This is a genomic window from Roseateles sp. P1_C1_2, assembly GCF_056406535.1.
This window is the reverse complement of record NZ_JBFUAB010000025.1, coordinates 116,547-128,817: the sequence shown is the minus strand read 5'-3', so window position 1 is coordinate 128,817 and position 12,271 is coordinate 116,547. Positions and strand designations below refer to the sequence as shown.

Below are 12,271 nucleotides of genomic sequence, written 5' to 3'. Positions count from 1 at the left end.
GTCCATCAGCGCCAGCCCCATCTCGGTCGTCACGTTGCCGGCCACCGACAAGGTCAGCGTGTCGGCCGCGTTTTTCYCTCCCAGCCACGCCTTCAACTGGTCGTTGAGCCACCACTGCGCCTCGACCCCCGCGAAGATGAGCTTGATGCTCTGCTGCGCCGACTGCAATTTCCTGAGCTCCTGGATGTCGCTCAAGATGAAATCCAGCAGCGCGTTGCCGGCCTTCGTGCGGAGGTCGCGCTCGGCCGCCGCGATGGAGACGCGGTACGCCTCGATCATTTCCCCGACCAGTGACACATCGACGTCTGCTTGCGCCTCGTTGCCCACCGGCCGCGCGGGTTGAGGGGCCGCGTCGCGTACCGTCGGGATGAAGTCGCCGCGCCGAAGCAGGGTCTCGATGGCATCGCGCACGAGAGGGTCGCCTCGTTCGAGCATGGCCAACTGGCTGGCCCGCTGGCTTGGCGATGCCAGCGCCTGGCTGATGTCCACGAACAACCGCCCGCCCGCATCATGCATACGGGGATTCATCAGCTGCCACATCGACACGCCAAGAGGCCGCAGCGGGTCGGTCATCATCTGTTGATGGCCTACCGACACGTAGACGTGGTTCTCGTGGTCGGTCGCCGCAGGGACGGGAAACAGCGTAGTGATGGAACGGCTCTGCACGAAATGGAAACCGTTGTCCTGGAGACACCATTCGATGTCCTGGGGCCAGCCGAAGTGCGATTCGATCCGCCGACCGAGCTGCACGAGTTCCAGCGCCTGTGCGTCCGTGAGGGCCGGTTGACTCTGCAATGCGGCGGCGACCGCCTGCTCCCGCGTGCCGCCCTCCGGCAAGGCCAGGACGGCCAGCTTCTTGTCGCCTGTCGTTCGGGTGATGATCAGCCCGTCCCGCACCTTGTAGTGGTCTGGATTCACCAGTCCACCCACCAGCGCCTCGCCCAGCCCAAAGCTGGCGTCGATGGCAGCCACCTTGCGGTTGGATGAGACCGGGTCGGCGGTGAACAGGACGCCCGCCACGCGCGGGACGACCATCCGCTGGACCACCACGGCCATCAGCACCTGACGATGGTCGATGCCATTGCGCAGCCGGTAGGCGACGGCACGCTCGGTGAACAGCGATGCCCAGCACCGGCTGATCTGCCGCAGGATGTCTGCAAGCCCGACGATGTTCAGATAGCTGTCCTGTTGACCTGCAAACGACGCGGTCGGCAAGTCCTCGGCTGTCGCGCTGGAGCGGACCGCATACGCAGCTTCCTCGCCAAGGCCCCGCAGCTCGGCGGTGATCGCGTCGACGAGGTCGCCGGGCATCGCGGCGGCCTCGATGGCGTGGCGGATGTCGGCGCTGGCGGACCTGATCTCTTCACGATCATCAGCCTTCAGGCCTGACAGGCGATCCAGCAGACCGTGCCAGGTCGGCACTTCTGTAAGGATGCGCTGAAAGGCTTGTGTCGTTACGCAGAACCCGTCCGGAACGCGAATGCCCTCGATTCGCGCCAGTTCCCCAAGATTGGCTCCCTTGCCGCCGACGGTATTGAGCAGTGTCCGATCAACGTCCGCGAGCCGCAAAGCATAGGGACCCGAAGGTGCAGCGGTGAATGCCATTGCTTGAGCTCTCAATTGCCGTTGAGAGGCCAGTTGGCCGTCACTTTCCATCCAGAAAGGCCGCCGCGGCCTTCCCCACGGCGTCAGTCGCCAGCAGGTTGTAGTGCGTCGTGTTCGGGATGACGGCCCACTGGCCCGCCGGCCGCTGCGAGCCGTCCATGCCTGCGTCCTGCCGCCCGCCACCCAGCAGCTTGTAGAACTCCACCATGTGCTCGGGCCGCATCGCGTCGGCGTCGGCGAACACGAGCAGCGTGCGCGCCTTCACGGCGGCGAGCTGGGCCGTCCAGTCGTAGTCGTGGCTTTCAAGCTCGCCGATCTTGCGCAGCAACGCCTCCCACTTCACGTTCGGGTAGAGCTTGGCCATGGGTGACTGTGCGATGTTCTGCGCGATCATCGGCGCGTGCGCTGCCATCGCGTCGAACGCGGCAATCACCTCGGGGTACCAGCCGGCGCGCTTGAACACTTGCGACACCACCACCAGCCGGTCCACCAGCCCGGGGTGGCGGACCGCCACCTGCTGCGCCACACCGCCGCCCAGCGAATAGCCCATCACGTCGATCTTCTTCAGGCCGAGGTGGCGGGCCAGCGCGGCCACATCGTCGGCCATGTCCTCGAAGCGAAGCGGGCGCTCTACGTCCGGCGTGTGGCCGTGGCCTTGCAGGTGCACGGCGATGACCTGGCGCTGCGCGGCCAGCGCGGCCAGGTTGGGACCGAACGCCTCGCTGGCCGACACGCCGCCGTGCAGCAGCATGAGCGGGCGGCCGCTGCCGTGGATCTCGTAATACAGATTCACGCCGTTGACGGCAGCGTGGGCGGAACGGATGGCGTCGGTCATGGGAACTCCAGTGGGTGTTTGAGAGGTGGAAGCAGGGGCCGCCTTGGCCGTGAAGGGGAGCGCGGTCAGCGCAGGAAGGGTGAGCAGCGAGAACAGCTGGCGTCGGTGCATGCGTGTCTCCGGTTCATGGGGATGCAACCCTCCCTGGCGGCTCATGCAAGTCACCACGAAGGCAGGTCAGGGTCAGGGGAAAGCGCCTAGGACGGTTTGCGCGGCTTGCGCCTCGCCCGATCTGGCGGCGGCTGCGCGAACGTCATATGCGGGTAGGGGCGAAGGTGGTCCAGGCAGTCAGCAGCGACGGCCGGCTCGTGGCAAGGACGAGCGGTTCGTTCTGGGACGGCGGAGCCTGGCCGGTCTCACTCACGGTGAGCCCTCCGTCTAGCGACCTCGGTGCGGTGGTCCGCGTCTCGAACCGCCGCGCTGGGTTGATGGGCAAGCCGATGCCGCTCGCCTACCGTTGCGAACGCGGGCAGAGCGGCGAGAAGGCAAAGCGCCGCCGCGAAGTCGGTGAGTGCCTTCATCTGTCTTGCGGCCGAGGATTGGCATCGCGCGGCTGTGGAGCGCACAGCCCGTCGATGTAGAAATCGAGGTGCCGGTGAGCGAGCGAGCGCTCTTCGCTCGATGGCATTCCCATGGCCAGCGGCCGTGCAAAGCGCGTCAGGGCGAACACGATGTCCCGCTCGGAGAGATCAGCGCGAAGCGAACCGCCCTGCTTGGCGCGTGCAACGAGGGATTTCATGAGCTTCGCCGCGCGGGAGCGAAGATCGTTCCAGTCTCGTTTTTCCAGGAGTGGGTGAATGATGTTCACCGCCCCGATCCCGTTGTCGAGCGCCACGTGCATGTATTGGCGCAGCGTATCGACGCCGTCGGGAACCGATTCAACGAGGGCCTCTCCAGCATGGATGGTCTTTTCCAGTACATGACGAACGGCGGCGTGCAGAAGGGACTGTTGATCCGGAAAGTGCCTGTAGAGGGTTGCTATGCCCACCCCGGCGCGTTCGGCGACAGCGTCTCGTGCCGGCTCGCCGCCCACCTCCAGGATCAGGTCGACCGTGACTTCAACAAGCCGTTGCCGATTCTTCTGGGCGTCAGCCCGCATCACACGCCAAGTCAGTTCTTCGGTCCATAAGCGGAGAATATTCCTCCGTTTAATGTCGTGTCAAGTGTCGGGAAGATCGCGCTGAATCAGGCCCGGCGCGACCTGCGTCCACAGGCCGTCCGCCCTTCAGTCGAAACTGCCTACCACGAAGGACGCCTTCACCGTGATCAGCCACTCGCCCTCAACCTTGTGCAGGACGAAGTGATCGTTGAACAACTTCTTGCCGATCCGCACCCTCACGTTCGCCGTTGAAAGGCAGTCCGAAACGTGCTCAACCGAGAGGATCGCTTCGTCCCTCGGCGCGTCAGTTGAGCGGGGACTCGGCCTCCCACGGATGAGCGACGCATAGTCCTGCGAGGACAAGACATTCAGTCGTCCTCCGTCAAGCCACTGCACGAAGCAGCTCGGGTGGAAGACTTTGTTGAAGTCACGGCTCTTCGGCTCATAGGCCAGTTCGAAGTAATCCTCTATCAAAGCGGCTACGGCTTGGGTCTGGGTCATCGCGGGCCTTCATCACTGGTTGAACGATTCGTATAGTGAGGAATCCTTCCGCGCTCGACTACAGCGAAGCGGTTATCGCTGCCATTACCCAAACACATAGACCATGGATGATCTGGATGGAGGGCTTGTCATCGGCCTGCTGACGCTGAATGCGGTCGCCCAATCGAAAAGTTTTGGTCGGGCCGCTGCCCGTCTGGGTAAGACACAGCCTGCGGTGAGCCGCTCCATCCAGCGATTGGAGGACCGCTTGGGCGCCAAGCTCGTGCATCGCACAAGCCGACACGTTGAAGTGACGGACGCTGGCCATGCATTGCTCTCGAAGGTACTGCCCCTTCTCCAGGGGTTAGAGGATGCGACCATTGGCGCCGCCGACCAGGCATCAGCCGTCAGCGGTACGCTGCGCGTCGCCTGCGATGCGCGGTTTGCCGGCCTCGTGTTGGCACCGGAGTTGGCGAAATTCCTGGCGGCCCACCCGTCCCTTCAACTGAGGCTGGAGACGCGGAACGAACTCTCGGACCTGGTGAGCGACGGGTTTGATCTTGCAGTCAGGTTTGGGCCTCCGTCGGTCTCGACCTTGGTCTGCCGCCGTCTCTACAGTCCGCGCGTTCTGACCGTCGCCGCACCGTCCTATCTGGCGCAACGCGGTAGGCCCAGCTCCCCACAGGATTTGGTGGATGACGGTCACGAATGCATCAAGGCCATCGATCCCGCCACCGGCAGGCCTTTCGAGTGGGAGTTCTGGCGTGGCGATGAGAAGGTCAAAGTGGCCGTCAGCGGCAGCCTGACGGTCACGGACGCTGGAACCAAGATTGGGGCCTGCCTCGCAGGCTACGGGGTCGCCCAGGTGATCGACCTCGGTGTCGACACGCACGTGAGAGCGGGCACGCTCGAGACCATCTTGACGGACTGGCCAGACGAGACTTTTCCTCTCTATGTCTACTATCCCAGCCGCGCCCACGTTCCGGCCAAGGTCAGGGCATTCATCGATTTTGTAGTCCGCATGATGGCGGGGCCCCAGCCCAGGAAGGACGCCTGCCAACCGTCAGCGGGGCCATAGGCACTCCGAGTTCAAGTTCGTTCAGAGCGCGAGTCGATACCGTCGCTGATACCGTCAGACCATGCGTAGTTGGACGCTCTGATACCGTCATTTCGGCCAATGCTGGGCGCCTCGGCAGACCGAAATGAGGTCACTAGAACGGCGCATGTCCAACTCGAGGCGCTGTGGGACGACGAGTGCGGGTTTGCCAGCGGTAGGGATCCGTCGACGCTGGTGACGGTATCGCTATGAACTAGGCACCGAATATTTGATGCTGCCCCTTCGAGCGCGCTCGCAGCTTGACCATCGAGTGGGAGTGATTCAAAGTCGGGCCGGGCTGGATCCTGACAACCCGAGTTGCTACCGTCAGGCACCCTGACGGTATCGGTTGCCTGCCGCTATTTTTCGCTGGGTCGCGTCGCAAGCGCTCGGGCTGTCGGCCGGTCAACATAGCGCGCGAAAATCGCCTCAAGCGTGCCGTCGGTGCGCATCGTCTCGATCGCGTTGCGCATCTTGTCGACGTCGACGGCGGCAACCCGCTGGCGCGACAGCACGAGTCCGAGGACTGCGTTGTCCTGCGGCGCGAAGTCGAGGATTTGAACCTTTCCGGCCAACTGGTTGCGCTTGAGTAGTGGGCCCCAAACCACCGGTTGGCTTAGGAAGGCATCGACGCGTCCTGCAGCAAAGACTCTGGCGAGAACTTCAAGATCTGCCACGTCATCGATGCGGCCTTCGCGACGGAGTGTTTCAATCCAGACGTCCAGCGTTGCGCCATGGACGAAACCCTTGACCACACCCAGACGTAGAGACTTTTGCGCTCGGAACTCGTCCATGGTCTTCGTTGCGGCAGCCAGTTCGTTGCGCACGATCAGGTAGTTGCGATTGTTCAGGACGTAAGGAACGAAGTACGCAAATCTCTGCCGCTCAAGCGTTTCTATGCCCGAGACCGTCATGTCAAGCGTACCCCCGGCCAGCGCCGTCCAGGTGCGCACGCGAGACTCCATGACTCGCACCAAGGTGCAGCCCGTGCGCCTGCCGACCTCCTCGACAACATCGCGGTCAATGCCGACGTAGTCGCCTGCCGGGTTCTTGAAGTACAGCAAGCCCGTTTCGTAGAAGGCCACTTGATAAGGCCCGCAGGGCGCTTCATGGGCCTGCAGTTCAGCACTGGCGAACAGCGTCGCCACCAGACAAGTCAGGACTGCCTTCATCCTTCGAGTTTAGAACTCGGTCGGGCTAGCGTGCCGTCGCGCGATCAGCGCTCGTTGACCTTCGCCTGTTGCATCAGCAGGTCGAGCTTGGCCTTCATCCGGTCCTGCGGCGTGCCGGTCTCGGCGCGGTACTGGAAGGTATAGAGGACGTCCGGAGCCGGCTGGGCATCCGCAACGCCATAGATCGTGCTGATCATTTGCCTGTTGTTCGCGGTCAGCGCAACGCCGTCGTAGGGATGGGCGTGATGAAGCCGTTTGCGCCATTCCGTCTTCGCGGCCTCACTCCCGACCTCGGCGGGTGTCCCATGGCGAAAGACGTCGATCTCGGTCTTCTCGTCGGGGTTGTAGGCCACGATGCCTGCGATGTCGAACTGGGCTCCCTCGGGTTCACGGGCGAAGGCGAAGTCCAGCCGCAGACGGCTGCCCTGATCGATCTTCTGCAACTCGGGCCCGTAGCTGAAAGCCACGCGGCGATCGTCGAAGGCGAAGCTGTGGCCATAGTCGATATGCAGCACCGATGCCGCCAGCGGCTTGGGCAGCAGGGCCCGCTGCGACAGGAAGCGGTCCCATTGCGACAGCTTTCCTTCGTAGGACGCCGCGAAGAAGCCGGTCAGCAGCTTCATTCGCTCGATCTGGAAATTGCGCCCCAGCGTGGAGACCCTGCTCTCGAAACCGACCGTACCGTCGGGCACGGGCAGGTCGAATTCGACCAGCCAGTCGCTGCCGAACCAGGTGGTGATGCGCCAGGCGCGCACTTGCCATACCCGGCCCCAGGTGTCGGTGAAGAGGGTGTCCTCGGTCGGGGCGCCCATTGAAACGACCTTGGCATTCTCGGCATTGATGTGGATCGTGGCCGGGGACGCCTTGAGCACCGCCTCCCTGACCATCTGGGCGTCCGAATACCACTTCGCCTGATTGACGTCGTCCGGCTTGTGCCGGTGGAACACAAGGTATCCCTTGAAGTTGGCCGAATCCTGCCAGCCCTCGCGGCCAAGATCGAGCCGCGTGTAGCTCGGCTGCGTGAAGGTCCAGTTGCCGTTGCCGTTCTGCACGACGATGGCGGGCGCGCTACGCTCGTAGAGGCCGTGAAGCAGCCGTTCGCTGCCGCTGCCGCGGGGGAAGGTCTCGTTCGCGTTGTCGGAGAGCAGCCCGCGCAGCTGGGTCGCATTGAACTCTTCCACCGCCTTCATGTAGGCCGCCGACAGCTCGGCGAAGCTCTTGGGCGCGGGGATGTCCGTCTTGAATCGTCCCGCTCGCGTCTTGTCGAAGACGGCAAAGCCGGTGACGGCGCGCGAATCCGCGCTCACCAGGTGGTCCGGCGCGCTCTTCACGAGCGCGGCGGGAACGGCAATGTTCAGCGTGTTCTCGGTGGTGCGCATGGCACGCACGAGGCCGATCACGCTGCCCTTGGCGTCGATCAGCGGTCCACCGCTGTTGCCGCCCGATATCGGCGCGGAAAACCGCATCCACTGCCAGCGCCCGCTCTCCTCCTCCGGCGTGTCCGACGTGTAGTTCCCTTCCCGCATGACGACGCCCTCGCCGAGTGCGTTGCCGACGGCGTAGACCGTCTCGTTGAGCTCCGGCTTGTCGTTCAGTTCCAGGAAGGCGGAGCGATCCGGCTGCTTCGCCAGCGTGAACACCGCAAAGTCCTGGTCGGTGGAGCCCTTGGTGATCAGCGCAATCGGATAGAGCTTGCCGTCCGCGTCGCGCAGCATCGGCTCGCCGCGCGAGTCGCCGAACGCCGCGATCAGCACGTGCATCGCCGTGGCGTACTGGTTCGGGCCGATGGCGAAGGCAGTCCCTATCGACACGTACTTGTCGGAGCGCAGCTGGTAGGGAATCAGCTCCTGCCAGGGCTTGTCGTAGGTGACGGACTCCTGGGCCGGCTTGGGCAGTACGACTTCAAAGGTCGCCTCGCGCACGTTGCGCTGAATGCCGGCCTCCAGCGGCGCCGCGTACGCGCCGACGCCGAGCTGCAGAGCGAGAACCACGGCCCCGCCGATGCGAGCTGCCGCTGCCAATGACTTTTGCATACGCCTCCCTGATGGTGGCGGCCCGAAGAGGGCGGGGCCGCCGAGGGATGTTGTGGCGGGCAGGCTGCCGGCTGGTATCGAGCGGGTGAAGAAGGATGAAGTGCCTGACTGGGGCCTGTCGGCCCGGCTGCCGGTGCGGGGCTCTTCCTCGGCGTCCCCGCGGCGGCGGGTGTCAGGCTTGCCGCCAGGTCAATGCACGATCAACAGCCGTCGGGGCAGGCCTTGCGCTGGCGCAGTGTGCCAACGCGATGGCCAGCGCCACGATGGTGGCCGTGGTGGCGTGGGTTGCATGGCCGTGTCATCGCGCCGCCAGCTGCTTGCGTATCGCTGCCACCATGCGCGTGTCGGCGCCCGCCAGCATGGCTGTGCGGGCCGCGATGCGGCCTTCGCCGTCGAGCAGGATCAGCTCGGCGCTGTGATTGAACTCGCCGTCGGGCAGGGCGCGGTACTGGAATTTCAGCAGCGCGGCGATCTTGCGCGCGGTGGCCGGGTCGGTGCGGGCCAGCGTCCATTGCGAGGCGTCCAGGCCGCGCTCTCGGGCCATGCTTTCCAGCCTGGCCGGGGTGTCGCGTGTCGGGTCGAAGCTGACCAGCAACACCTTCACGCGCCGGCGCTCGGCCTCGGGCAGCGCGGCCTGGGTGTCGCGTGCGGCGTCGATGAGCATGGGGCAGACGAACTGGCAGGACGTGTAGAACATGCTGACCAGCACCGGCTGGCCGCGTGCGGCGTCGAGCTTGACCGTGTGGCCGAGCTGGTCGGTCAGGGTGGCGTCGAACTGGTAGACGGAATCGCCGGGCAGGGCCAGGGCCGCGCCCGTCAGGGCGAGCCAGCCGAGCATGAGTCGTCGTTTCATCGCTGCACCTCGTGAACACATCGGAAGCCCAGGCTGCCGGTGCTGTCGGCCGCGTTGAGCGAAGAGAGCAGGGCGACGCGCATCAGCACGGCGTAGTTCTGGCGGTCCTGCAGGTCGATGGCGCCGGCGCCGCAGAACTTCAGCCGGTCGGGATCGTTTCCGCTGCGGCTGTCGGCGTTGACGAGCAGCGCGTTGAAATCGTCCACCCACTCCCACACCAGGCCGTGCAGGTCGCGCACGCCGTAGACGTTGGCCTCGCCGCCCACGGCGGGCAGCGGCCCGTTGGCGGGCCGGGCATACCAGCCGAGGATGCGTGCCAGCCAGGCGGCGTCGCCGCGTGCATCGGTGCGGGTCGCGTCGGCGGCCGCCGCGTATTCCCATTCGTACCAGGTCGGCAGCCGCCCACCTTCGGCTTCGCAATAGGCCTGGGCCGCAAACCAGCTGACGCCGGTGACCGGTGCCGCCGTGTCGTCGAGGCCCTGCGGCAGATAGCCGGCGCCGGCAAACACCGCCGGCGCGCGACCCGGCTGCCATTGCGGATGCGCCTCCAGGAAGCGGCGGAACTCGGCGCGCGTGACAGGCGTCTCGCGCAACTGGAAGGCGGCGACCTGCGTCGGCTCGCGGTCGGTGTCGCGCGCCAGCACGCTGTTCAGCGTGCCGCCCGGCAGCGCCACATAGGCCGCGCCGGCCAGGCCGGCCAGCGCGGTGGCGAGGTTCATCAATGCCCCGCCTGGTTGGTGGTGGCGGGCTTGGCGGCGCGCTGCTTCTTCACTTCATCGGCGGAGATGCTGCCGCCTGCATTGCCCCAGCTGTTCAGCACATAGGTCAGGATGTTGGCGACCTCGTCATCGTTGAGCTGGTTCATCGGCGGCATCACCGAGTCGTAGTCCTTGCCGTTGACCTTGACCTTGCCCGACAGGCCGTGCAGCACGGCGCCGACCGCGCGCCTGGGGTCCTGGCCCAGCCAGTCGGACTTGGCCAGCGGCGGGAACACCCCGGGCAGCCCGGCGCCATTGGCCTGGTGGCAGACCGAGCAGGTGCCGGCGAACAGGGCCTGGCCGGCGGCGATCTGGTCCTTGGGCGTCAGCGTGCCGGCGGCGGCGGCCGTCGTCGCCGTGGCCACGGCCTTCAGGTTGGGCGCCGCGCGATCGCCGAGGTAGACCGAGTCGACCTCCTTGCCCGAGTAGATGGCCTTGTCCTCGGGGCCGTCGATCTTCAGGATGGCGAGTGCGCCCTTGTTGAAGGCGCGGAAGATGGAGTGGTCGACCAGCACATAGCTGCCCGGCACGCGCGCCTTGAAGTCGACTATTGCCGCGCCGCCGGCGGGGATCAGCGTCGTCTGCACATTCTTCTGCGCCAGCGTGCCGCCCTCGAAGCGCACGTTGTCGAAGATGGCGCCGATGACGTGGAAGCTGGACACGAGGTTGGGCCCGCCATTGCCGACGAAGATGCGCACCGTCTCGCCCGTCTTGGCCTGCAAGGCACGCTCGCCGGTCAGTGCACCCTCGGCGCCGTTGAACAGCACATAGGTCGGCTGCTCGGCGATGGCCTTCTCCATGTCGAAGGGCTGCTGGCCCTTCTCGCGGTATTTGCCGGTCGTGTAAAAGTCGCCCTGCATGACGTAGAACTCATGGTCGACCTTGGGCAGGCCCTGCGGCGGCTCGACGAGGATGAGGCCGTACATGCCGTTGGCCACGTGCATGCCCACCGGCGCCGTCGCGCAGTGGTAGACGTAGATGCCTTCGTTCAGCGCCTTGAAGCTGAACTGCGACTCGTGGCCCGGCGCGGTGAAGCTGGACGCCGCGCCGCCACCGGGGCCGGTGACACCGTGCAGGTCGATGTTGTGGGGCATCTTGCTGCTGGGGTGGTTCTTCAGGTGGAACTCCACCGTGTCGCCCTGGCGCACGCGGATGAAGCTGCCCGGCACCGTGCCGCCGAAGGTCCAGAAGGTGTAGCTGACGCCTTCGGAGATGGGCATGTCCTTCTCGATGACCTCCAACTCGACGATGACCTTGGCTGGCGTCTTGCGCCCGGTGGGCGGTGGCACGAAGGGCGGGCTGGTCAGCTGGGCCTGGACGACTGGCAGGGCGGGTGCGCCCTGGGCCAGCGTGGACGCGGTGATCGCGGCGAGCAGAAGCAGGCGCAGCAGCATGACGGGTCTCCGTTGTGGTTCGGGCCATGCTAGGAAGAGCCTTGGGTCGCCACCTTGCGCCAGATCAAGGGCGGGCTATGCTCCTCGGCCACATCAGCTTCCTCTGCCCCGCCATGCGCGCAGCCTTCAGCCTTCTCGCCCTCGTCATCGTCGCGGCCATCGTGCTGTCGCTCGCCAAGAAACAGGCCACAGCGCTGAAGCCGCCTGCGGCCGGCGCGTCGGCTGCGGCAGCCGCCGGGGCTTTGCCCAGGCCGAATGACGTCGGCCAGCAGGTGCAGGGCTCGATCGACGAGGCGGCCAGGAAGGCGGCCGAAGCCGCTTCGGCCGCGACGAACTGAGGCCGTGACCGGCCACAAGCTCTTCTTCGCGCTGCGGCCCGATGAAGAGACGGCCGAGCGCATTGCCCGTTTTGCCACCGCCGAGCATGAGGCGCGCGGCCTGCAGCCACGGCTGCGGCCCAGCCGCATCTTCCACATCACGCTGCACTACTTCGGCTATGTCGACGGTGAGCCGGATGCGCGCCTCGTCGAGCTGGCCAGCCGCGCCGCGTCCGAGCTCGTGTGGCCGGCCTTCGACCTGAGCTTCGACGCCTTCAGGAGCTGGGGCAAGGAACGCTCGTCCAAGCATCCCTTCGTGTTGACGGGCGGCCAGGGCCTGGAGGCGGTGCGCGAGCTGCGCGATGCCCTCCTGGAGCGGCTCGTGGCCCATGGTTTCAGTGAGCCGGAGCTGGACTACGAGCCCCACCTGACGCTGCGCTACGACAAGCGGGCGGCACCGGACTGGCCGGTCGAGCTGCCGGGCTGGGTCGCCAGCGAGTTCGTGCTCGTGAAGAGCCCGCAGGGGCTGACGCGGCATGACGTCATCGCACGCTGGCCGCTGCAGGGCTGAGGCCTGCTCCTACAGGCCGTGAAGACGCCGGCCGACGGGCGCGAAACCCCGGAGCGAC

At 65.8% G+C, this 12,271-nt stretch carries 12 protein-coding genes; 3 read left to right on the top strand and 9 right to left on the bottom strand.

Annotated features, from left to right (window positions below; genetic code table 11):
- The 4 genes from AC1D2H_RS23595 to AC1D2H_RS23580 form a co-directional block, all read right to left on the bottom strand.
- A partial coding sequence (locus AC1D2H_RS23595) for a PEP/pyruvate-binding domain-containing protein (RefSeq protein WP_478012638.1) occupies positions 1-1,605 on the bottom strand: 1,605 nt, incomplete at its 3' end.
- Positions 1,606-1,645: 40 nt separating this feature from the next.
- Positions 1,646-2,440 carry an alpha/beta fold hydrolase gene (locus AC1D2H_RS23590; RefSeq protein WP_478012637.1) on the bottom strand — a complete coding sequence of 265 codons (795 nt, stop codon included), beginning with the start codon at positions 2,438-2,440 and terminating at the stop codon, positions 1,646-1,648.
- A gap of 517 nt (positions 2,441-2,957) precedes the next feature.
- Positions 2,958-3,539 carry a TetR/AcrR family transcriptional regulator gene (locus tag AC1D2H_RS23585; RefSeq protein WP_477935458.1) on the bottom strand — a complete coding sequence of 194 codons (582 nt, stop codon included), beginning with the start codon at positions 3,537-3,539 and terminating at the stop codon, positions 2,958-2,960.
- Between the two features lie 126 nt (positions 3,540-3,665).
- Positions 3,666-4,040, bottom strand: coding sequence for a nuclear transport factor 2 family protein (locus tag AC1D2H_RS23580; protein ID WP_477935460.1), 375 nt, complete (start codon positions 4,038-4,040; stop codon positions 3,666-3,668).
- A 103-nt stretch (positions 4,041-4,143) separates the two neighbouring features.
- Here AC1D2H_RS23580 and AC1D2H_RS23575 point away from each other — a divergent pair, with 103 nt between their 5' ends.
- Entirely contained in the window at positions 4,144-5,097 is a 954-nt protein-coding gene (locus AC1D2H_RS23575) for a LysR family transcriptional regulator (RefSeq protein WP_477935462.1), read from the top strand.
- A 377-nt stretch (positions 5,098-5,474) separates the two neighbouring features.
- Here the strand turns inward: AC1D2H_RS23575 and AC1D2H_RS23570 are convergent, their stop codons facing one another.
- The 5 genes from AC1D2H_RS23570 to nirK all read right to left on the bottom strand — a co-directional run bounded on the left by AC1D2H_RS23570 (position 5,475) and on the right by nirK (position 11,325).
- Positions 5,475-6,287, bottom strand: a complete 813-nt coding sequence (locus AC1D2H_RS23570; RefSeq protein ID WP_478012636.1) for a substrate-binding periplasmic protein — start codon at positions 6,285-6,287, stop codon at positions 5,475-5,477.
- 44 nt (positions 6,288-6,331) lie between these two features.
- Positions 6,332-8,320, bottom strand: coding sequence for a S1 family peptidase (locus AC1D2H_RS23565; RefSeq protein ID WP_477935466.1), 1,989 nt, complete (start codon positions 8,318-8,320; stop codon positions 6,332-6,334).
- Positions 8,321-8,618: 298 nt separating this feature from the next.
- Positions 8,619-9,173 carry an SCO family protein gene (locus AC1D2H_RS23560; RefSeq protein ID WP_477935468.1) on the bottom strand — a complete coding sequence of 185 codons (555 nt, stop codon included), beginning with the start codon at positions 9,171-9,173 and terminating at the stop codon, positions 8,619-8,621.
- The gene (locus tag AC1D2H_RS23555; RefSeq protein ID WP_477935470.1) at positions 9,170-9,892 is read right to left on the bottom strand and encodes a formylglycine-generating enzyme family protein; all 723 of its coding nucleotides are present in this window, start codon (positions 9,890-9,892) and stop codon (positions 9,170-9,172) included. The genes AC1D2H_RS23560 and AC1D2H_RS23555 overlap by 4 nt, the downstream gene beginning before the upstream one ends.
- Positions 9,892-11,325: a copper-containing nitrite reductase gene (gene nirK / locus AC1D2H_RS23550; protein ID WP_477935472.1), complete on the bottom strand. Its 1,434-nt coding sequence runs from the start codon at positions 11,323-11,325 to the stop codon at positions 9,892-9,894. The genes AC1D2H_RS23555 and nirK overlap by 1 nt, the downstream gene beginning before the upstream one ends.
- 77 nt (positions 11,326-11,402) lie before the next feature.
- On the opposite strand from nirK, the gene AC1D2H_RS23545 reads away from it, so the two are divergent.
- Both AC1D2H_RS23545 and AC1D2H_RS23540 read left to right on the top strand, forming a co-directional pair.
- Positions 11,403-11,663 carry a hypothetical protein gene (locus tag AC1D2H_RS23545; protein WP_477935474.1) on the top strand — a complete coding sequence of 87 codons (261 nt, stop codon included), beginning with the start codon at positions 11,403-11,405 and terminating at the stop codon, positions 11,661-11,663.
- 4 nt (positions 11,664-11,667) lie between these two features.
- Positions 11,668-12,213, top strand: a complete 546-nt coding sequence (locus AC1D2H_RS23540; RefSeq protein WP_477935476.1) for a 2'-5' RNA ligase family protein — start codon at positions 11,668-11,670, stop codon at positions 12,211-12,213.
- Positions 12,214-12,271: the final 58 nt, after the last annotated feature.